The following is a 21,618-nucleotide window of genomic DNA, read 5'->3' on the forward strand; positions in this document are numbered from 1 at the left end:
AGCACGATCAGAGGAAAGAGCCGTGAATTAAAGACAAGAAGGGTCTGTTTTTCGGCCGACTTGGATTTTTTGAACCTCAAGCAGCGAGGGCCTCAAAAATCGGTGGGTACTTCAGACCTTCCCTAAAAGAGACGTAGGAAACGTTGAATTAACCAAGCCCGAAGATAAGTGCGCCAAAATCATTGCCATCAGCATGAAGAAGGTATTTATTTTATTTGTCGGTGGGGCTGGAGATCAGGAACGTTACTACATGAGCGGGCCGAACTGGAACGTGACCCATGTTCAAACTAAAGTAGTGGCTGATGCTGATGCTGATGCGCTTTGCTATTTTTCGAAATGCGATATGAAAGCATTGGCCTATAATAAGTTCTTGACGGATGACGATCTGGCGAAAAATGTATTGGTTGAAGCTCCTGATAAAACGACACCTGTTTATATCATCGGGCATAGTTTGGGCGGTTGGAACGGTGCACACCTCTCCAGTGTTTTGACGGATAAGGGCTACAAAGTCAGAATGTTGATCACGATAGACCCCGTGGGCCAGGGAAAGATCGTCTATGGTATTTCAACCATTTACAGGCGAAAACCTGAGCCAAAGGCGGAGTTCTGGATAAATATCCGCGCGGCGAAAATCCAGAATCGGGACATATCGGATACTGTTGCAGACTTTGGTGAACAGTGGGAGATAACTTCAGGTCCCAATGTCAGTGGTCGAGTCGATGTCAATCACGCAGATGCGGATATTATGTTTGATCAAAAACTGGAGGGTGGGAAGTCGGCTCGTCAATTGCTGGCGGACTCGATACTCGGTTATCTCAGGGAGAAATAGACTGTGAATAGAATTTTTTTGGCAATCGCCATATTGCTATGCAGTTCATGTTCCTCGAATCATGGCAGGCAAATAGCGGTGCTTGACTTTCAAAGCGTTTCAATTACGCCGAGCGGGAGTTCGTTTTTCGTTTGGTTCTCGAGTGATACGGATCTGTAAGGATTATTCCAGTCTAAAATCGGCGAGGAGTTGGTTTGTACTCTGGATGATGATCTGGATTTTTCTATTGGTCATTACCAGAAACGATACGGTAGCGGTATCGTTGAGGCGAGTGAGAACTCTTCGAAAGGAAAATATATCGCCCGAGTTATTTTTCGAGAGACCGGAGACGTGCAGGGCAAGGAACTTATTCTTGAGGGCGATAGGTTGCGCAGTGCCTTGAGGGCGCACCCATTTATCGTATGTACGTTTAGAGTGAATACAACGAAATATAAAACCTACTTTTCGGAGTTTATGCGCATCCCTTCAGAGGACTTTACAAGGGCACTCGGCAGGTGAGGACGGCTGGATAACATGTAGTAAGAGATGTCGGTTTTTCCAATGTGATGTACGTTTCTGATGATAGTGTTTTTCGTGCTCTGGCTGGCCGCAACGAGCTTGTGCGTGTTATCGAACAGAGGGCTAAATGTTGAGTTTGCGAATTTTTAAATGGCTTTTGGTCGGTGGTTTTTTATCGTGTGCGGCTTGCATGCATCTGGATGTCCCTCCCGCCAGGCTTGAGTTTGTCTCGATCGATCACCTGAGTTCTTCCTATTACGATCTGCGTTTCACATCCGACAGAAATCTGATCGACTTGTATAAGGTGCATGGGCGACAAGGTCAGATCGGCACCTCGATCCAGTGCTCGCTGGATGGCGATCTGGACTTTTCCGTCGAACATCAAATCGCGCTTGAAGCTGCCGGAACTGTCAGTGAAATGCGATTGATCGAAGGTGATCGTCGTTATGAAATGTTTGCAAGTATCCGGGTCGAGAACCATGTCATCAATGATGGTCATAACGAGATCAGGCCCGTTGAGTTGGTGCAGCTCCTCAAACCGCAGGAATACATTCCATGCAAAGTGGTGATTACTGCGTTTGCGTTCGTGGCGTATTACTCAAAGGTCATGTATTTGCCCACCTCGCGGTTTATCGCCGCTGTGGAAAACCCGCGGGTGGCGCCTTCACGCCTGACGCTCAAACCCTCTGATCAACCGCGAACGTGGGTGCCCTTTGCGCCCCTGTGCATTCTGCGCTGGCGCTATGAACGGTCGCCGATGTATGACCAGATCGACAGTCTCGGTTTATGTAGCGACGTGCCCTATGCCGGCATGCTCGCTTCATTCGCGCCATACAAGACCAAATTACGACTTGTTTCAGAGGTAGATGAAACTCCCGCGCCGCTGGCGGCGTACACCATCATCAGAGGGGATGGGCGCCTGGAGCCCGGTGTAACCGATCAGGAAGGGCGGACGCATGAAGTCGGAGCCAGCGAACATGAAGTACTGCGCGTCATCCTCGATAAAAAACTGCAACCCGTAAAGCGATGGACGCCGTGGATTGAATACGTCCCATAATATGGGATGCAAAATTACATATTGAGATTTTCAGCTTGAGAGGTCTATAGTCCGTCGCACTCACTGCCAAAAACAAAACAGGTGAAGCGATGCTGGCGCAATTGATCGCGCTCGATTGGGGGACGACCTCATTACGTGCTTACAAACTCGCGGCGGGCGGTGTGGTGCTGGAGCAGCGCTCGCTGTCGTCCGGGATCATGCAACTGCCGAAGACCCCGCGAGTCATCAACGGGCGCGAATGTGCCGACGGTTTTGAACTGGCCTTTGATGAGGCCTGTGGCGACTGGCTTGATGCGCAGCCGGATCTGCCGGTGATCGCTTGTGGCATGGTCGGCAGCGCGCAAGGCTGGCGCGAAGCCGCCTACTGCGACACGCCGGCGAACGTCGCCAATCTCGGAAACTCCCTACAAACCGTTATCAGTCTTCGCGGCGCGCGAGTGCATATCGTGCCGGGCGTGATTCAGCGTTCCCGTCTGCCGAACGTGATGCGCGGCGAAGAGACCCAAGTGCTGGGCGTTCTGCAGAACCTCCCGGTCGAGGCGGGCGGTGATCTGTTGATCGGCCTGCCGGGCAGTCACTCGAAATGGGTCGAAGTGGTCGATGGCTGCATCACCCATTTCGATACCTTCATGACCGGCGAAGTGTTCGCGGTGCTCAGCGAACACAGCATTCTCGGCCGCACCCAACAGCAAGGCGCCGCTTTCGATGGCCAGGCATTTGACCGCGGTGTGCAGGTTGCGCTGTCGGCGGACGGTGAACTCGGCGTGCTCTCTACATTGTTCAGTGCCCGGACCCTGGGCCTGACTGGCGAACTCAGCCCGACGGCGCAGGCTGATTACTTGTCCGGCCTGATGATTGGCCATGAACTGGCTGCACTTGCCGCCGCTCAGCGCCGTCGCCGCAACAGCGTGCATCTTCCCTCGATCATCCTCATTGGCAATGCGCAACTGTGCACACGTTATAGCCGTGCCCTGGACGCCTGTGGCTTCGCCAACGTGACGCTGGCCGAGCAGGCCACCGAGCGTGGCTTGTGGCAACTGGCGCTGGCCGCCGGACTGATCGATTCCTCATCCCGTTAACCCCGACTGGAGGCCTGACATGCTCAAGCAAGCATTGGCGCAAAACGGTCTGATCGCGATTCTGCGTGGCCTGCATCCGCAGGAAGCTGCTGCTGTGGGAGAAGTCCTGTATGCGGCCGGATTTCGCGTCATCGAAGTACCGCTCAATTCCCCTTCGCCGTACGAAAGTATCGCCATCCTGCGTAAGGCCTTGCCACCCGATTGCCTGATCGGTGCCGGTACGGTGTTGACCCCGGAACAGGTCGAATTGGTGAAGGAGGCCGGCGGCCAGGTGATCGTCATGCCCCACAGCGATGCCAAGGTCTTGCGTGCGGCAAAAGCGGCGGGGCTTTACCTGTCGCCGGGCGTTGCCACGCCGACCGAAGCCTTCGCGGCGCTGGAGGAGGGCGCGGACATTCTCAAGCTCTTCCCGGCCGAGCAGATGGGGCCGGCGGTCGTCAAAGCCTGGCTGGCGGTGTTGCCCAGCGGGACGATTCTGGCGCCGGTCGGTGGCATCACCCCGGACAACATGCAGGTGTTCATCGACGCTGGCGTCAAGGGTTTCGGTCTCGGCTCGGGGCTGTTCAAGCCGGGGATGAGCGTTGAGCAAGTAGCGGCGAATGCCAAGGCCTATGTGGCTGCCTGGAAAGCCCTTCGCTAAGACTTTTTGGCGCTGCGAGCGCTACCTCTACAAGAGAGACAACAAGATGAAAATCACCAAACTCACCACCTTCATCGTTCCGCCGCGCTGGTGCTTCCTCAAGATCGAAACCGACGAAGGCGTGACCGGTTGGGGCGAGCCTGTGGTTGAAGGTCGCGCACACACGGTGGCAGCGGCTGTTGAGGAATTGTCCGACTACCTGATCGGCAAAGACCCACGCAACATCGAGGACATCTGGACGGTGTTGTATCGCGGCGGCTTCTACCGTGGCGGCGCGATCCACATGAGTGCGCTGGCCGGTATCGATCAGGCGCTGTGGGACATCAAAGGCAAGGCCCTTGGTGTGTCGGTCAGCGATTTGCTCGGTGGTCAGGTGCGCGACAAGATTCGCGTGTATTCGTGGATCGGCGGCGACCGTCCGGCTGACACCGCGCGTGCAGCGAAAGAGGCCGTGAGCCGTGGTTTTACCGCGGTAAAAATGAACGGCACGGAAGAACTGCAGTTTCTCGATACCTTCGAAAAAGTCGATCTCGCCCTGGCCAACGTCGCCGCAGTGCGTGATGCGGTCGGACCGAACGTCGGCATCGGTGTCGACTTCCATGGTCGGGTGCACAAGCCGATGGCCAAGGTGCTGATGAAGGAACTCGACCCCTACAAACTGATGTTCATCGAAGAGCCGGTGCTCAGCGAGAACTACGAAGCGCTGAAAGAACTGGCACCTTTGACCAGCACGCCAATTGCACTGGGCGAGCGGCTGTTCTCGCGTTGGGACTTTAAACGCGTGTTGAGCGAAGGCTACGTCGACATCATCCAGCCGGATGCCTCCCACGCTGGCGGCATTACCGAAACCCGCAAGATCGCCAACATGGCCGAAGCCTATGACGTGGCGCTGGCGCTGCATTGCCCGCTGGGGCCGATTGCGCTGGCGGCGTGTTTGCAACTGGACGCGGTTTGTTACAACGCGTTTATCCAGGAGCAAAGCCTGGGCATCCATTACAACGAGAGCAATGACTTGCTCGACTATGTAAAAGATCCGCAGGTGTTCGATTACGACAAAGGCTTTGTGAAGATTCCGAACGGGCCGGGGTTGGGTATCGAGATCAACGAGGAATATGTGATCGAACGCGCGGCGGTCGGTCACCGCTGGCGCAACCCGATCTGGCGCCATGCCGATGGCAGTTTTGCTGAGTGGTGAGTCCAGCCTGACACACCACTATTCCCTGTGGGAGCTGGCTTGCCAGCGATGGCGGCGGCACGTCCAACACTGATGTGACAGACACACCGCAATCGCTGGCAAGCCAGCTCCCACAGGGTTCCGTGCAAGTCTTAAGACTGTCCTCAAATAAACATAAGAAGAGGCATCTCTCATGCAACCGCAAACCCTCACCGGGCAGGCGTCTTTAGTCACGCCTAGCCGAAAGCGTTTTTTCATCATGGTGTTGCTGTTTATCACCGTGGTCATCAACTACCTCGACCGCAGCAACCTGTCGATTGCCGCCCCGGCCCTGACCAGCGAGCTGGGCATCGATCCGATTCACGTTGGCCTGATCTTCTCCGCATTCGGCTGGACCTACGCTGCGATGCAAATCCCCGGTGGCTGGCTGGTGGATCGCGTGCCGCCACGCATTCTTTATAGCGTCGCGTTGCTGTTGTGGTCGATCGCCACGGTGATGCTGGGTTTTGCCGCCAGTTTCATCGCGCTGTTCGTCCTGCGCATGGCAGTCGGCGCGCTGGAAGCTCCGGCCTATCCAATCAACAGCCGCGTCGTTACCACCTGGTTTCCCGAGCGTGAACGCGCCACGGCGATTGGTTTTTACACGTCCGGGCAGTTCGTGGGTCTGGCCTTCCTCACGCCGGTTCTTGCGTGGCTGCAACACGAATTCGGCTGGCACATGGTGTTTGTCGCGACAGGTGCGGTGGGCATTATCTGGGCGGCAATCTGGTACGCGGTGTATCGCGAGCCCCGGGATTTCAAGGGTGCCAACGATGCAGAAATCGAGCTGATCCGCGAGGGCGGCGGGCTGGTGGATATCCAGGCCGACAGCGCCAAGGTCAAAGCCAAATTCAGCTGGACCGATCTCGGCATTGTTCTCACTAAACGCAAGTTGTGGGGCATCTACCTCGGCCAGTTCTGCCTGAACTCGACACTGTGGTTTTTCCTGACGTGGTTCCCGACCTACCTGGTGAAATATCGCGGCATGGACTTCATCAAGTCTGGCTTGCTGGCCTCGTTGCCGTTTCTCGCCGCGTTCGTAGGCGTGTTGTGCTCGGGGTTCTTTTCCGACTTCTTGATTCGTCGTGGTTACACCATTGGTTTTGCGCGCAAGTTGCCGATCATTGGCGGACTACTGATTTCCACTTCCATCATCGGCGCCAACTTCGTCGAGTCGACGCCGCTGGTGATTGCCTTTCTGGCTCTGGCGTTTTTTGGCAATGGACTGGCCTCGATCACCTGGTCGCTGGTGTCGACACTGGCGCCGGCACGCCTGCTCGGCCTGACCGGTGGAGTGTTCAACTTCATCGGCAACCTGTCGGCGATTGCAACGCCGATCGTGATCGGTTTCCTCGCCAGCGGGGATTCGTTCGCCCCGGCGATCACCTATATCGCGGTTCTGGCGTTGATCGGTGCATTGTCCTACGTGCTGCTGGTGGGCAAGGTTGAACGTATCGAGTTGTAGTGCTTAGCGTCGGGCGACCATAATGCCGCCCGTTCCCTCGCTCAACGGTAAAGGCTGGATATGCAGGAAGACGCCCCGGAAAAAATCAAGGACGCCGCACCCACCGGCACCCAGACGCTGCTTCGCGGGCTGGGTGTGGTGCAGGCCGTGGCCAGCGGCGCGCGTGATCTCAAGGAGATTGCCCGGCTGATCGGCACCACGCGCAGCACCACCCATCGGCTGGCCAGTTGTCTGGTGGATGAGCGCTACCTGCGCGTGGTGCCGCAAGTCGGTTATCTGCTGGGGCCGAAGTTGATCGAGCTGGGCTTTCAGGCGCGTGAAGAGTTGCCGCTGGTGACGTTGGCCGGACCTTATCTGGATGAGTTGTCGGCACTGACCGGGGACACCGTTCACCTGGGGATTCGTGAAGGCGATGAAGTGCTGTATCTGCTGAAGAACCCGGGCCGCAACGGACCGGAAATGCGTTCGCGGGTAGGCCATCGTATGCCGCTGGCACGCACCGGGATCGGCAAGGCGTTGATGCTCGATGATTCGCCGCAGGACTGGCAGCGTCTGTACGACATCAGTCTGCCGGCGGGTGGGAAAAGTCAGTTCTGGCCGCAGCATCCCCAGCAGTCGTGGGAACAGCTTGAACAACGCATGACCGATTACGTGGCCGGTGGCTACGCGTTCGATCTGGAAGACAACGAACCGTCGATCCGCTGTGTGGCGGCGCCGATTCGGGATGCGAGCAAAGGCATTGTGGCGGCAATCAGCATCGCCAGCACCGTGCCCTATATGCCGCTGGAGAAAATGGCCGAGCTGATTCCCCTGATCAAAGGGGTCACAGCCCGGCTATCGGCGGAGCTGGGTTTAAAGGTGTGATTAAACCTTGAGCGTTGCCATGTCGATCACGAAACGGTACTTCACGTCGCCGGCGATCATGCGGGCGTAAGCCTCGTTGATCTGGCGGATGTCGAGCATTTCGATGTCGCAGGTGATGTTGTGCTCGGCGCAGAAATCCAGCACTTCCTGGGTTTCGGCAATGCCACCGATCAACGAGCCGGCGAGTACGCGGCGGCTCATCACCAGTTTGCCGGCGTGTACCGGTGGATCAACCGGCTCGATAAGGCCGACCAGAATGTGCACGCCGTCAAAGCGCAGGGTATCGAGGTACGGGTTGAGGTCGTGCTGCACCGGAATGGTGTCCAGCAGGAAGTCGAAGTAACCCGCGGCAGCCTTCATCTGCTCGGCGTCGGTGGAGACGATCACATGATCGGCGCCCTGACGACGACCTTCTTCAGCCTTGCTCGCCGAACGGGTGAACAGGGTTACTTCCGCGCCCATCGCCTTGGCGAACTTGATGCCCATGTGGCCCAGGCCACCCATGCCGAGAATCCCGACCTTGTCGCCAGCCTTGACGCCGTAATGCTTGAGCGGCGAGTAAGTGGTAATACCGGCGCAGAGAATTGGCGCGGCGCTGGCCAGGGCGAGTTTCTCCGGGATGCGGACGACGAAGTGCTCGCTGACGACGATGCTGTCGGAGTAGCCGCCCATAGTGTTGCTGCCGTCGACCCGGTCCGGGGTGGCGTACGTCATGGTCGGGCCTTCGAGGCAATACTGCTCGAGGTTCGACTGGCAGGCTTCGCAACTGCGGCAGGAGTCGACCATGCAGCCAACGCCGACCAGATCGCCTACTTTGTGTTTGGTGACATTCGCACCGATTGCGGTGACTTTTCCGACGATCTCGTGGCCGGGCATCAACGGGTAAACAGCGATGCCCCATTCGTTGCGTGCCTGGTGGATGTCGGAGTGGCAGACGCCGCAATAGAGAATTTCGATGGCGACGTCGTCGGCGCGAGGGCTGCGGCGTTCGAATTTCATCGGGGCGAGGGGCGTGGTGGCCGATTGGGCGGCATAGCCGATAGCGGTATACATGTGAAACCTCGCAAAAGCAGTGACAAGTGAGGCGGCGCATTTTGGGCGCCGCGCCACTGTCCGGCCATGGCGATTCCTCCGGGTCTCATGCCTAATCCTCCGGCATGCAGGTTTGTTCAGTCGCATTGGCAAAAGGATCTGCGATGATGCTTTCATGCCTTTTTCCGTTACTTTTTTCTGAAGAACCTCGATGCAATTAACTCGTCACCTTGATGCCAATGCCACCCTGGTTTCGCTGATTGAACCGCTGGCACTGCGCGACGGTTATTCCCCGACCGGGCTGCCGGGCGTGCAGGTGCTGCGCGCCAGTTGCGATGTTGCCCGTGGCCCGCATATCTATGAACCGAGCCTGATGATCATCGCCCAGGGCAGCAAACTGGCGTTTCTCGGGCCGCGCACCATGGAATATGGCGCCGGACATTATCTGATTCAGGCGCTGCCGGTGCCTTTCGAGTGTGAAACCTTTGCCTTGCCGGATGCGCCGCTGCTGGGTGTCTCGGTGGCGATCGACCGGGTTTTGCTCGGCGAGCTGGTGCTGGCCATGGGGCTGGCGCCGGGGCGGCATATTCCTGCGCAGACGCCGGAGTCGATGACGTCGGTGGTGCTCGACGATGACATGCGCGGCTGTGTCGAACGGTTGCTCAGTTGTCTGCACGATCCGCTGGAGTGTCAGATTCTGGGCCCAGCGCGAATTCGCGAGTTGCTGTTCGTCGCGTTGCGCGGACCGCAGGCCGATGTGTTGCGCGCGCTGGTTGAGCAGCAGGGGCAGTTCGCCCGAGTGGCGGCGTCGATCAGTCATTTGCACGCGCATTACACCGAACCGTTAAATGTCGAGACATTGGCCAGTTGCGCGAACATGAGCGTGTCGACCTTTCATGAGCATTTCAAGCGCAGCACGTTGTTGTCGCCGGTGCAGTATTTGAAACGCTTGCGGCTGCTCAAGGCGCAGACATTATTGGTGGCTGAGGGATTGGGTGTGGCGCAGGTGGCGCATCGGGTGGGGTATCAGAGTACTTCGCAGTTCAGTCGTGAATATAAGCGCTACTTTGAGCGCAGCCCCGCAGATGAACGCGCTGCTTGAGGATTTACACAATCCCTGTGGGAGCTGGCTTGCCAGCGATGAGGCCGGCACATTCAACATAGATGTCGCCTGATCCACTGCCATCGCTGGCAAGCCAGCTCCCACAGGGTTTGATGTGATGCACTGAATGGCGGGCAACAAAAAGGCCCCCGTTTCGGGAGCCTTGTTGTTCAGCGGTTCGGCTTACATGTTCGGGTAAGTCGGGCCGCCAGCGCCTTCCGGCGTCACCCAGGTGATGTTCTGCGAAGGGTCCTTGATGTCACAGGTCTTGCAGTGCACGCAGTTCTGGGCGTTGATCTGGAAGCGTTTCTCGCCGTCTTCCTTGGTGATCACCTCGTACACGCCGGCCGGGCAGTAGCGCTGCGCCGGCTCGTCGTACAGCGGCAGGTTTTTGCTGATCGGAATGCTCGGGTCGGTCAGCTTCAAGTGGCAAGGCTGTTCTTCTTCATGGTTGGTACCGGAGATGAACACCGAGCTGAGTTTGTCGAAGCTGAGTTTGCCGTCGGGTTTCGGGTAATCGATCTTCTTGCAGTCGGCCGCGAGCTTGAGGCAGGCGTAATCCGGCTTGTTGTCGTGCAGGGTGAACGGCAGTTTGCCGGCGAAGATGTTCTGATACAGCCAGTTGAAACCACCGCCGAGGATCGCGCCGAACTTGTGGATCGCCGGGCCGAAGTTACGGCTGGCGAACAGTTCGTCGTAGAGCCAGCTCTTCTTGAAGGCGTCGACGTAAGTGGTCAGCTCTTCAGTACCGTCCTTTTCAGCGAACAGCGCGTCAGCCACCGATTCAGCGGCGAGCATGCCGGATTTCATCGCGGTGTGGCTGCCTTTGATCTTGGCGAAGTTCAGGGTGCCGAGGTCGCAACCGATCAGCGCGCCGCCCTTGAAAACCATCTTCGGCAGCGAGTTCAGGCCACCTTTGCAGATTGCGCGGGCGCCGTAGCTGATGCGCTTGCCGCCTTCCAGATACTGAGCCAGCACCGGGTGATGTTTGAGGCGCTGGAACTCGTCGAACGGCGACAGGTAAGTGTTGCTGTACGACAGATCAACGATCAGGCCGACCACTACCTGATTGTTTTCCAGGTGATAGAGGAACGAGCCGCCGGTGTTCTCGGTGCCCATGATCTCCAGTGGCCAACCGGCGGTGTGAACCACCAGGCCTGGCTGGTGTTTGGCCGGATCGATTTCCCAGATTTCTTTCAGGCCGATGCCGTAATGCTGGGCGTCGGCATCGCTGTCGAGGTTGAAACGCTTGATCAGTTGTTTGCCGATGTGGCCACGGCAACCTTCGGCGAACAGCGTGTATTTGCCACGCAGCTCCATGCCCGGGGTATACAGGCCTTCTTTCGGATTGCCTTCGCGATCGACACCGAGGTCGCCGGTGATGATCCCGCGAACCACGCCTTGCTCGTCGATCAGCGCTTCCTGAGCTGCGAAGCCGGGGTAGATTTCCACGCCGAGGTTCTCTGCCTGCTGGGCGAGCCAGCGGCACAGGTTGCCCAGGGAGATAATGTAGTTGCCTTCGTTGTGCATGGTCTTGGGCACAAAGAAGTCAGGAATTTTCTGCGCGCTTTCGGCGTTTTTCAGCACGAAAATGTCGTCGCGGGTAACCGGCGTGTTCAACGGGGCGCCGAGTTCTTTCCAGTCCGGGAACAGTTCGTTCAGTGCGCGGGGTTCGAATACGGCACCGGAAAGGATGTGTGCGCCGACTTCGGAGCCTTTTTCGACCACGCAGACGCTGATTTCCTTACCGGCTTCGGCGGCCTTCTGCTTCAAGCGGCAGGCGGCGGACAGGCCAGCGGGGCCGGCACCGACGATGACCACGTCGAATTCCATGTATTCGCGTTCCACAGGCTATCTCCTACTCAAGGCTCAACAGTTTTTTTTCTAATATGGAGGTTTGATGTCGCTTCCGCTACGCCTTTACGTTAACGTCAAGGGGATAAAGGAGAAGCCACCTTTCTCTCTAGGGGGCGCATTATATCTACACCACTCCTAGCGTCCAATACAAACGTTTGTTTGAATCGGCTCCAGGCCAGATAAATCAAAGAAGCGCGGCTTATGAATGGTCATTTTGCTGTATTGACCGGAATAGGCGTTCCGGTCAAGATACGGGCGGTTTTGCGCTCGCCGTAGGCAGACTGGCGGTTTCAAGAGCACCTCTAAAGACAGGGCGTAGGCAATACAAGGTGATGCGCAGCGCAGGTGCGACGCGCAGTTTACACACCGTGAAGAGGCATGACTCGTCGGTCACCACTGACGAACGGTCACAGCACTTCGCAGCGTGGAACCACCGCGTATACAGGCCGGCGTTTTTAGAGGTGCCCTTGTAGCCCGATGAGCATCAACCGCCAGGTTCGCCTAGGCGACTTTCTTTTCACCGGAGAGTAACGAGGAATCCATGAAGGTTCTTGTAGCTGTCAAACGCGTTGTGGATTACAACGTCAAGGTTCGCGTCAAGGCGGACAATTCCGGCGTAGACCTCGCCAACGTCAAGATGTCGATGAACCCGTTCTGCGAAATCGCAGTGGAAGAAGCCGTACGCCTGAAAGAGAAAGGTGTTGCGACTGAAATCGTCGTCGTCTCCATCGGCCCGACCACCGCTCAGGAGCAACTGCGCACCGCGCTGGCTCTGGGTGCCGATCGCGCCATCCTCGTCGAATCCGCCGAAGATCTGACTTCCCTGGCTGTTGCCAAACTGTTGAAAGCTGTTGTCGACAAGGAACAGCCTCAACTGGTGATCCTTGGCAAACAAGCCATCGACAGCGACAACAACCAGACCGGCCAGATGCTCGCTGCACTGAGCGGTTATGGTCAGGGCACGTTCGCCTCGAAAGTCGAAGTCTCCGGTGACAGCGTTGCCGTGACTCGCGAAATCGACGGCGGCGCGCAGACTGTTTCGCTGAAACTGCCGGCGATCGTCACCACCGACCTGCGTTTGAACGAGCCGCGCTACGCGTCCCTGCCAAACATCATGAAAGCCAAGAAGAAGCCTCTCGAAGTGCTGACTCCGGATGCTTTGGGCGTTTCCACCGCCTCCACCAACAAGACCCTGAAAGTCGAAGCGCCGGCTGCACGCAGCGCAGGCATCAAGGTCAAGTCGGTGGCTGAACTGGTCGAGAAACTGAAAAACGAAGCGAAGGTAATCTAATCATGACTATCTTGGTAATCGCCGAACACGACAACAAAGTGCTGGCTCCGGCCACGCTGAACACCGTGGCTGCTGCTGCCAAAATCGGCGGCGACATCCACGTTCTGGTTGCTGGTCAAGGCGCTGGCGCCGTGGCTGAAGCCGCTGCGAAAATCGCTGGTGTGAGCAAAGTACTGAATGCTGATAACGCCGCTTACGCGCATCAGCTGCCGGAAAACGTTGCTCCGCTGGTCGCAGAACTGGGCGCTGGCTACAGCCACATCCTGGCTGCTGCCACCTCCAACGGCAAAAACATCCTGCCACGCGTTGCTGCGCAGCTGGACGTTGACCAGATCTCCGAGATCATCTCGGTAGAAAGCGCTGACACTTTCAAGCGTCCGATCTACGCCGGTAACGCCATCGCTACCGTGCAATCGACTGCTGCGATCAAAGTCATCACCGTGCGCGCCACCGGTTTCGATCCGGTTGCTGCTGAAGGTGGTTCGGCTGCTGTTGAAGCTGTAGGCGCTGCACACGACGCCGGTACTTCGAGCTTCGTCGGCGAAGAGCTGGCGAAGTCCGATCGTCCTGAGTTGACCGCTGCCAAGATCGTCGTTTCCGGCGGCCGCGGCATGCAGAACGGCGACAACTTCAAGCACCTGTACGCTCTGGCCGACAAGCTGGGCGCTGCTGTAGGTGCTTCGCGCGCCGCAGTCGACGCAGGTTTCGTACCGAACGACATGCAGGTCGGTCAGACCGGCAAAATCGTTGCGCCACAGCTGTACATCGCGGTCGGTATCTCCGGCGCGATCCAGCATCTGGCCGGTATGAAAGACTCCAAAGTGATCGTTGCGATCAACAAGGACGAAGAAGCGCCGATCTTCCAGGTAGCTGATTACGGTCTGGTAGCAGATCTGTTTGAAGCAATCCCTGAGCTGGAGAAGCTGGTCTAATCCAGCGGCTTCACTTATAAAGAGCCCGACCTTTTGGTCGGGCTTTTTTTTGTCTCGGGTTTGAGTGGGAGCGTTTGGCTATGGATCTGCGCTGCGGATTGTTGTTGGGATTGGCGCTGTTGCCAGGATTGGCCTCGGCCGCGGGCAAGTGCGAGCGCCTCATCGTCACCGGCAGCCCGGATGCTCCGCCGTATCTGTGGCAGGATCCGCAAAACCCCAAGCAGTTGATCGGTGCCAGCGCAGACCTGTTGCAGCAAGTGGCCAAGGACTTGGGCATCCAGGTCGAGTTGCTCTACGCCGGCAAGCGCTCGCAGGCCCTCGATGAGGTGCGCAGTGGGCGCATGGACATGCTGGCCGACGCGTCGCTGACGCTCAATGAGCTGGAGAACCTCGACTACATCCATCCGCCGCTGCTGGAAAACGACTATCTGGTGTGGACGCGCAAAGGCTCTACGCTGACCTACGGCGAAGCCAGCGACCTGCACGGCCATGCCGGTGGCGTGTCGGAAAAGTCTCGAATGACCCAGGCATTCGGCACTTTCGCCGCTCAGCAATTGACCCTGACCCGGACAGCAAACCTCACCCAGGCCTTTCAGAAACTTCTGCTGGGTGAAGTGGAATATGTACTCGCCGGACGCTACTCGGGCATGGCCGCCGCGCAGGCGTTGGGCATGGCCGATGACCTGCTGGCGTTTGAACAACCGATCGACAGACCCGGTCTGTTCCTCGCGGTTTCCCACAACTCGGCGTGCAACGATCCGTGGTTGCGCGGACAGCTGGCCAAAAAGATGACAGAATTGCCCGCGTCCGGACTGACGGAAGCCGCGCTGCAACGCAATATCGAGCGCTGGAAGGCGCAGCAGCAACAGCCGCAACAGCCTGTCAGTGCCCCAAAACAGTAGGGATTCTTAGTGAGTATTCGACCTCTTTTCGCGGCTGTGGCCGTTCTGGCCATGGCCGGTTGCGCGACCGATCCGGCACCCATTGAACAAATGCGTTTGACCGAGCAGGCCATCGCCCAGGCCAAGGCCGTCGGTGCCACTGGCGATGACGTGCCGGAAATGAAACTGGCCGAAACCAAGTACAACCGGGCCAAAGGCAACATGGCAGACGAATCCTTTCGGAACGCGCGCATGCGTTCCGAACAGGCTGAACTCGACGCACGTCTGGCAGAAGCCAAAGTGCTGACCCAGAAAAGCGAAGAACAGTTGAATGTGCTGAACACCCGCATCGTCCGTCTGCGCAAGCAACTGGGAGATGCCCAATGAGCCTTAAATCCAAGGTCCTCGGTGGTCTGATTCTCGTCGGTTGCGCGAGCCTGTTCGGCTGCGCCGGTCAGCACAGTGAGTCCGCGTTGCAAGAGGCCGGCGCCGACTTCCAGAAGGTCAAGGAAGATTCCAACGTGCTGCGCATTGCGCCGAAAGACGTGATCCGCGCCGGTGAGTCCCTGGCCCGTGCCGATCGCCTGTCCACTTACTGGGGCAGCGGTTCGGACGTGGTGCACTACGCCTACCTGAGCCAGCGTTATAGCGCGATTGCCCGCGAACACACCAATCAAGTGCTCAACGAAGAGCGTGCAGCCAAGCTCGAACTGGATCGTCAGCGCCTGCAACTGGCCCTGCGTGAATCAAAACTGCTGAGCGTGCAGCAGCAGGGCAAGTGGCTCGAAGAGCAGATTGTTGCGCTGGCCACCACGCAGACTGATCGTGGTCTGGTGATGACCTTGGGTGACGTGTTGTTCGACACCGGTGAAGCGGAGCTGAAAAACTCGGCCAACCGCGTTGTTCTGAAGATTGTGCAGTTCCTGCAGTTGAATCCGAAGCGCGTAGTGCGTATCGAGGGCTACACCGACAGCACTGGCGGCAAACAGGAAAACCTCAAACTGTCCCGCGACCGCGCGCAGTCGGTGGCCGATGTGCTGATGGACCTGGGCATCGACGACAAACGTATTCAGGTCGAAGGTTACGGTGACGAATACCCGGTGGACGCCAACGCTTCCGAGCGTGGGCGAGCACAAAACCGTCGTGTGGAAATTGTGTTCTCCGACGAAAAAGGCCAGCTCGGCGCCGCCCGTTGAGGGTTGCGTCTCTGGAAAGCCCGGACTGTCATGCAGTGCCGGGCTTTTTTACGCCTGTCCAATAGCGCGCAAATCAGTACAGTTGTGGCAGACAACGCACTGTATGGTCGTCTATGGTGACAACTGTCCCAGTACACTTCTAAACTGTTCCGGTATTGTTTCACACAAGAATAAAATGCCCGTGAAATCGAGTGCTGCGTCATGACCAATCTCTTGCTCTACCAACGTATTGCTCAGCAACTGGCCGAGGACATCCGCCGTGGTGTCTATCAACCGGGGGAGCGCGTGCCCTCGGTGCGCAAGATGAGTTCGCAGCTCAACGTCAGCCATGCGACGGTGTTGCAGGCTTACGCCAATCTCGAAGACCAGGGCCTGATTCGCGCCAGACCGCAGTCTGGTTATTACGTGCACCAGACGCCCGCGCTTACGGCACCGACGCCGGATATCGCCCGGGTCGAGCGGCCAGGGCTGGTCACGCGAAGCAGCATCATTCAGCAGGTTCTGGTCGAGTCGCGCCGCGAAGGCGTTTTTCCGTTGGGCGCTGCAGTGCCGAGCGTGGACTATTTGCCGGTGCGGGCGCTGCATCAGCAACTGGCCAAAGTTACTCGCTTCCACAGCCCGCGAGCGTTCAGCTACATGTTCAGCCCTGGCTTCGAACCGCTGCGCCGGCAAGTGGCGATCCGCATGCGCGACGCCGGTGTGGTGGTCGACCCGTCTGAAGTGGTGATCACCCACGGTTGTGTCGATGCGTTGCAGATGTCGCTGCGCGTGCTGACCCGTCCGGGCGATCTGATCGCCGCCGAGTCGCCGACCTATTACGGACTGCTGCAACTGGCCGACCTGCTGGGCCTGAAAGTCATCGAGATCCCCAGCGATCCCGCCACTGGCATGAGCCTCGAAGCACTGCAGCTGGCCGCTAACCAATGGTCGATCAAGGCGTTGGTGTTGACCACGCGCCTGAGCAATCCCCTGGGCGGCACCATGCCTGAAGAGCGGCAGAAACAACTGCTGCGCCTGGCGTCGGATTTCGATATCCAGATCGTCGAAGACGACATCTATGGCGAGTTGATGTTTGAACAGGGCCGCACCAAGGCCCTCAAGGCGTATGACCGACTTGACCGAGTGATCTATTGCTCGAGCTTCTCCAAGACCTTGTCGCCCGGTGTGCGAATCGGCTGGATGATTGCCGGTAAGTACCAGCAGGAAATCCAGCGCTTGCAGACCTTCAGCACCCATTCGGCGTGCAGCGTGACGCAGATGGCGATTGCCGCCTATCTTGAAAACGGCGGCTATGACCGGCATTTACGGTACATCCGCCAGGAATACCGGAAAAACCTCAGCGCCTTCCAGTTGGCGGTGCAGCAGCACTTCCCCGAAGGCACGCAAATGACCCGGCCCACGGGCGGTTTTATCCTCTGGGTGAGTCTGCCGGGGCGGGTCAATACTCAGGAATTGCACGTGCGCGCGTTGCAGCAGGGCATCAGTATCGCGCCCGGCCTGATCTTCAGTAATACAGAGCAATTCAACCACTGTATCCGCCTTAACTGCGGCATTCCGTGGAACCGCGAGGCGGAGCGGGCGTTGATGACCCTTGGAATGTTGGCAACCCAACTGTGTCAGGAAACGGCGGTCGGTTTCTGAACGAAGGTACGGACAGGCTTGTCTTGTGACGCTCAACAAGCGAGCATATGGCCCTCTGCCGTTAGTGTCGTTGGGTTCATGAAAACGATTTTTTCTGCCGCCGGGATTGTCCTTTGCTTGCTGATGATCAGTCATTCGCCGGGTGTCATGGCGGCTCCGATCCAGGAAAAACCGGCCGCGGCGGCGCCCCAGAAGAAACCGCTGGCGAGCAAAAAAAATACGCCGGCCAATGTGCAGAAGAAGAAAGCTGCGCCGGTAAAGAAGCGTCCACCAGTGGCTTCCAAGTCGAAATCTGCCAGCGAAGTGGCGAAAACCAAACTGCCGTCAGCCAGACTCGACTTGAGCTTGCCCAAGGACATGGTTGAAGAGTTGAAACCACTCGGCACAGTCAATCTGCCCAAGCGCGAACCGATCCTGCCGCAAATGTTTGGCGAGAAAAACAGCGGGTTCCAGCTCAATGGCCGTTTACTCAGCAACGAAATGCAGTTGCAACTGCGCAATGACGAGCGTCGTGAAGTCGACGGCGCAGCCCTGGATTTTGAATTCAAGCAGTAAATCCAATGCATCTGTGAGCCCTGAACCAGACGCTTTGTCGGAGACTGGTCAGTCACATTCACTTATCCGTAAAAACCCCGGCGCAGGGAATTTTAAACAGCCGTTTTAGCGGTTACCCTGTCCGTGTCCCTTTCACACATTGCCCCTCGCGAGGATTTGTTCGTCATGAAATGCCGTGAAGGCTGTGGCGCCTGCTGCATTGCCCCCTCCATCAGCTCGGCGATTCCCGGCATGCCTGATGGCAAACCTGCCGGCGAACGTTGCGTGCAACTCTCGGTCGAAAACCTGTGCAGCATTTTCGGCCGCCCGGAGCGCCCGGCTGTCTGTTCGGGCTTTGCCGCCGATGTCGAAGTCTGTGGCGATAGCCAGGAAGAGGCGATCAAGCTGATCGGCTGGTGGGAGCAAATGACGGCGGCCTGATGTGTCAAACGAACGGAACTTCAACAATAAGGAAAAAGACTATGGGTTCGCTGCATCGTATTGCTGTGTTGTGTGGTTTGACCGCCGTACTGGCCACCTCGCTGGCGCAGGCTGAAGACTGGAAAGTCGCCAGGAACGAGGACGGCATCAAGGTTTCCCTGAGCGAAATCCCGGGATCGGACTACAAGTCCTATCAGGGCGTAACGTTGATGAAGACCACTGTCGCCAAGTTGCGTGCACTGCAGGACGATGTGACAGGCGCTTGTGCATGGATTTACGAATGCAAAACCCAGAAGCTGCTCAAGCACGAAGGTGATCAGAGTTGGACTTACACCCAGTTCAATACGCCGTGGCCCGTGACTCCGCGTGATTCGGCAACGCATGTCACCACCGTCGAAGGCGCCGATGGCAGTCTGACTCGCACGCTTGAAGGTGTGCCGACGTACATTCCGGAAGAAAAAGGTTTTGTCCGCGTGGCCCAGGTCAAGGGTTTCTGGAAGTTCGTGCCCAAAGGCGATCAGGTTGAAGTGACCTATCAAGTGCACACCGAGCCAGGCGGCAGTGTCCCGGCGATGGTTGCCAACAAGTTCGTTGTCGATGCGCCGTTCAACACCCTTAAAGCTCTTAAAGAGCGCGCCGAGAAGTAATTCCCGTCTTAATGAAACGCCCCGATCGATTCGGGGCGTTTTGTTTTGCGGTTTATATTGTGTTTCCAGATATGCGTTGAACGAAATTTTCACAACGCGTTCAAGACAATCCGCCCGCGCTGTTTCCATGCTGTCCCGTGGTCATTACTTCAAATGAATGTGTCTGGTGACAGGGCAGTAATCAATGGCAATGGTGCCGGTGATCATGCAACATTTGCGCACTGCGCACGCCCCGGGGTCTGGAATGACCAATAGAGGGCATGGCGCCGCTGTATTTTTTGCAACTTCAACTTCCAATGGGTCCTAAAACGACATGGCAAACCCGGACGCCCTGAATCAGCAGCGATCTTCCAGTCGCCTGCTGCAACCGACCGTCAAATCGCATCTGGCCTACACGCTGCTCTGTGCGCTGGTCATGATGGTGATGTTTTCCGTGCTGCGCCTCGCGCTGCTGGTCTACAACCGCGAGATGATCCTCGACACCCCGGCTGCGACGTTCCTCGAAGCGTTCGCCAACGGCTTGCGCTTCGACCTGCGCCTGGTGGTTTACTTGAGCATTCCGCTGGTACTGGCGCTGTTCAGTGCCCGCGCCATGGCGGCGCGCGGCTTCTTCCGGCTGTGGCTGACCGTTGCGTCGAGCATCGCGCTGTTCCTCGGTCTGATGGAAATGGACTTCTACCGTGAGTTTCACCAGCGCCTCAACGGTCTGGTCTTCCAGTACGTGAAGGAAGACCCGAAAACCGTGATGAGCATGCTCTGGTACGGTTTCCCGGTGGTGCGCTATCTGTTGGCGTGGGCTATCGGCACGGTGATTCTGACGCTGGCGTTCAAAGGCGCCGACCGTGCCACGCGTCCGCGCGGGCCTTTCAGCGGTGGCACTGTCAGCTCCCGTCAGGTGGCGCCGTGGTACACCCGTCTTGCGGTGTTCGTGGTTTGTCTGCTGATTTGCGTGGTCGCTGCACGCGGCACCCTGCGTCAAGGCCCGCCAATGCGCTGGGGTGACGTGTACACCACCGACTCCAACTTCGCCAACCAGCTCGGCCTTAACGCCACGCTGTCGTTGATCGCTGCCGCCAAGTCACGCATGGGCGAGGACCGCGACAACATCTGGAAAGCCACGCTGCCGCAAGAGCAAGCGCAGCAAATCGTCCGCGACATGCTGGTGCTGCCGCAAGACAAGCTGGTCGATACTGAAACCGCCGCTGTGCGCCGTGACTACACGCCGGACGCCGACAAGACCCTGCCAATCAAGAACGTCGTCGTGATCCTGATGGAAAGCTTCGCCGGTCATTCGGTCGGCGCTCTGGGAAGCCCTGGCAACATCACGCCGTACTTCGACCAATTGTCGAAAGAAGGCCTGCTGTTCGACCGCTTCTTCTCCAACGGCACCCACACCCACCAGGGCATGTTCGCCACCATGGCGTGCTTCCCGAACCTGCCAGGTTTCGAATACCTGATGCAGACCCCGGAAGGCAGCCACAAGCTGTCCGGCCTGCCGCAACTGCTCAGCGCCCGCGACTACGATGACGTGTATGTCTACAACGGCGATTTCGCCTGGGACAACCAGTCGGGTTTCTTCAGCAACCAGGGCATGACCAACTTCATCGGGCGTAACGATTTCGTCAATCCGGTGTTCTCCGATCCGACGTGGGGCGTATCCGACCAAGACATGTTCAACCGTGGTCTGGAGGAATTGAAGGCTCGCGACGGCAAGGACAAGAAACCGTTCTATGCCTTGCTGCAAACCTTGTCCAACCACACGCCATACGCATTGCCGACGCCGTTGCCGGTCGAGCGTGTGACCGACCGTGGCAGTCTCAACGAACACCTGACCGCCATGCGCTACTCCGACTGGGCACTGGGTCAGTTCTTCGAGAAGGCGCGCAAGGAGCCGTACTTCAAGGAGACGCTGTTCGTGGTCGTTGGTGACCATGGTTTCGGCAATGAGCAACAGATCACTCAAATGGACCTTGGTCGTTTCAACGTGCCGATGCTGATGATTGCTCCGGGGATGCAAGAGAAGTTCGGCCAGCTTGACCACACAGTGGGCACCCAGATCGACATCGTGCCGACCATCATGGGTCGCATCGGTGGTGACGTCCTGCACCAGTGCTGGGGCCGCGACTTGCTCAATCTGCCGGAAGGCGACAAGGGTTTCGGCGTGATCAAGCCGTCCGGCAGCGATCAGACCGTGGCTCTGCTTACCGCCGACCGCGTGCTGGTTCTGCCCAAAGAGATGCCACCGAAACTCTATCGCTACGAACTGGGTGCAAACCCGAAAGGCGAAGTGATTCCGGCGTCGGAAGATGAGGCGGCACTGAAGCAGAAACTTGAGTCGTTCATTCAGACGGCGACTAAAAGCCTGATCGACAACACCGCCGGTGTTGTTGATGGCAAGCCAGACTGATTTGTCCGCGCA

Annotated in this window: 20 protein-coding genes; 18 read left to right on the forward strand and 2 right to left on the reverse strand. The window is 57.8% G+C overall.

Features of this window, described 5'->3' with window-relative positions:
• Positions 1-193 precede the first annotated feature (193 nt).
• The 7 genes from IEQ42_RS18050 (at position 194) to IEQ42_RS18080 (ending at position 7,645) form a co-directional block, all read left to right on the forward strand.
• Positions 194-829: an alpha/beta hydrolase gene (locus IEQ42_RS18050; RefSeq protein ID WP_228732003.1), complete on the forward strand. Its 636-nt coding sequence runs from the start codon at positions 194-196 to the stop codon at positions 827-829.
• A 625-nt stretch (positions 830-1,454) separates the two neighbouring features.
• Entirely contained in the window at positions 1,455-2,384 is a 930-nt protein-coding gene (locus tag IEQ42_RS18055) for a hypothetical protein (RefSeq protein WP_210704454.1), read from the forward strand.
• 89 nt (positions 2,385-2,473) lie between these two features.
• Positions 2,474-3,463 carry a 2-dehydro-3-deoxygalactonokinase gene (locus tag IEQ42_RS18060; protein ID WP_047302547.1) on the forward strand — a complete coding sequence of 330 codons (990 nt, stop codon included), beginning with the start codon at positions 2,474-2,476 and terminating at the stop codon, positions 3,461-3,463.
• Between the two features lie 19 nt (positions 3,464-3,482).
• On the forward strand, positions 3,483-4,103 hold the full coding sequence (locus IEQ42_RS18065; RefSeq protein WP_210704456.1) for a 2-dehydro-3-deoxy-6-phosphogalactonate aldolase: 621 nt from the start codon (positions 3,483-3,485) through the stop codon (positions 4,101-4,103).
• 46 nt (positions 4,104-4,149) lie between these two features.
• Positions 4,150-5,298: a galactonate dehydratase gene (gene dgoD / locus IEQ42_RS18070; protein WP_042560405.1), complete on the forward strand. Its 1,149-nt coding sequence runs from the start codon at positions 4,150-4,152 to the stop codon at positions 5,296-5,298.
• Between the two features lie 172 nt (positions 5,299-5,470).
• On the forward strand, positions 5,471-6,781 hold the full coding sequence (locus IEQ42_RS18075) for an MFS transporter (protein WP_150593066.1): 1,311 nt from the start codon (positions 5,471-5,473) through the stop codon (positions 6,779-6,781).
• 60 nt (positions 6,782-6,841) lie between these two features.
• Entirely contained in the window at positions 6,842-7,645 is an 804-nt protein-coding gene (locus IEQ42_RS18080) for an IclR family transcriptional regulator (RefSeq protein ID WP_210704457.1), read from the forward strand.
• Here the strand turns inward: IEQ42_RS18080 and IEQ42_RS18085 are convergent, their stop codons facing one another.
• Positions 7,646-8,698: an NAD(P)-dependent alcohol dehydrogenase gene (locus tag IEQ42_RS18085; RefSeq protein WP_210704459.1), complete on the reverse strand. Its 1,053-nt coding sequence runs from the start codon at positions 8,696-8,698 to the stop codon at positions 7,646-7,648.
• A 190-nt stretch (positions 8,699-8,888) separates the two neighbouring features.
• On the opposite strand from IEQ42_RS18085, the gene IEQ42_RS18090 reads away from it, so the two are divergent.
• Positions 8,889-9,779, forward strand: a complete 891-nt coding sequence (locus IEQ42_RS18090; RefSeq protein ID WP_210704461.1) for an AraC family transcriptional regulator — start codon at positions 8,889-8,891, stop codon at positions 9,777-9,779.
• A 183-nt stretch (positions 9,780-9,962) separates the two neighbouring features.
• On the opposite strand, the gene IEQ42_RS18095 is transcribed toward IEQ42_RS18090, so the two are convergent.
• Entirely contained in the window at positions 9,963-11,627 is a 1,665-nt protein-coding gene (locus IEQ42_RS18095) for an electron transfer flavoprotein-ubiquinone oxidoreductase (protein ID WP_210704463.1), read from the reverse strand.
• 550 nt (positions 11,628-12,177) lie between these two features.
• On the opposite strand from IEQ42_RS18095, the gene IEQ42_RS18100 reads away from it, so the two are divergent.
• The 10 genes from IEQ42_RS18100 to IEQ42_RS18145 all read left to right on the forward strand — a co-directional run bounded on the left by IEQ42_RS18100 (position 12,178) and on the right by IEQ42_RS18145 (position 21,606).
• The gene (locus IEQ42_RS18100) at positions 12,178-12,927 is read left to right on the forward strand and encodes an electron transfer flavoprotein subunit beta/FixA family protein (protein WP_007908338.1); all 750 of its coding nucleotides are present in this window, start codon (positions 12,178-12,180) and stop codon (positions 12,925-12,927) included.
• 2 nt (positions 12,928-12,929) lie between these two features.
• Entirely contained in the window at positions 12,930-13,859 is a 930-nt protein-coding gene (locus IEQ42_RS18105) for an electron transfer flavoprotein subunit alpha/FixB family protein (protein ID WP_042560399.1), read from the forward strand.
• Positions 13,860-13,939: 80 nt separating this feature from the next.
• A complete protein-coding gene (locus IEQ42_RS18110; RefSeq protein ID WP_210704465.1) occupies positions 13,940-14,761 on the forward strand; it encodes a substrate-binding periplasmic protein in 822 nt (273 codons plus the stop codon).
• A gap of 9 nt (positions 14,762-14,770) precedes the next feature.
• Positions 14,771-15,127: a DUF4398 domain-containing protein gene (locus IEQ42_RS18115; protein WP_042560397.1), complete on the forward strand. Its 357-nt coding sequence runs from the start codon at positions 14,771-14,773 to the stop codon at positions 15,125-15,127.
• Positions 15,124-15,936: an OmpA family protein gene (locus tag IEQ42_RS18120; RefSeq protein WP_042560396.1), complete on the forward strand. Its 813-nt coding sequence runs from the start codon at positions 15,124-15,126 to the stop codon at positions 15,934-15,936. Before IEQ42_RS18115 ends, IEQ42_RS18120 begins: the two co-directional genes overlap by 4 nt.
• A 201-nt stretch (positions 15,937-16,137) precedes the next feature.
• Entirely contained in the window at positions 16,138-17,577 is a 1,440-nt protein-coding gene (locus IEQ42_RS18125) for an aminotransferase-like domain-containing protein (protein WP_042560395.1), read from the forward strand.
• 78 nt (positions 17,578-17,655) lie between these two features.
• The gene (locus IEQ42_RS18130) at positions 17,656-18,132 is read left to right on the forward strand and encodes a translation initiation factor 2 (RefSeq protein WP_210704466.1); all 477 of its coding nucleotides are present in this window, start codon (positions 17,656-17,658) and stop codon (positions 18,130-18,132) included.
• A 165-nt stretch (positions 18,133-18,297) separates the two neighbouring features.
• The gene (locus IEQ42_RS18135) at positions 18,298-18,552 is read left to right on the forward strand and encodes a YkgJ family cysteine cluster protein (RefSeq protein ID WP_042560393.1); all 255 of its coding nucleotides are present in this window, start codon (positions 18,298-18,300) and stop codon (positions 18,550-18,552) included.
• Between the two features lie 41 nt (positions 18,553-18,593).
• Positions 18,594-19,199, forward strand: a complete 606-nt coding sequence (locus tag IEQ42_RS18140) for an START domain-containing protein (protein ID WP_210704467.1) — start codon at positions 18,594-18,596, stop codon at positions 19,197-19,199.
• Positions 19,200-19,512: 313 nt separating this feature from the next.
• Positions 19,513-21,606, forward strand: coding sequence for an LTA synthase family protein (locus tag IEQ42_RS18145; RefSeq protein WP_210704469.1), 2,094 nt, complete (start codon positions 19,513-19,515; stop codon positions 21,604-21,606).
• Positions 21,607-21,618 lie beyond the last annotated feature (12 nt).

This window comes from Pseudomonas iridis (genome assembly GCF_017980685.1).
In the GTDB taxonomy this organism is placed as follows: Bacteria; Pseudomonadota; Gammaproteobacteria; order Pseudomonadales; family Pseudomonadaceae; genus Aquipseudomonas; species Aquipseudomonas iridis.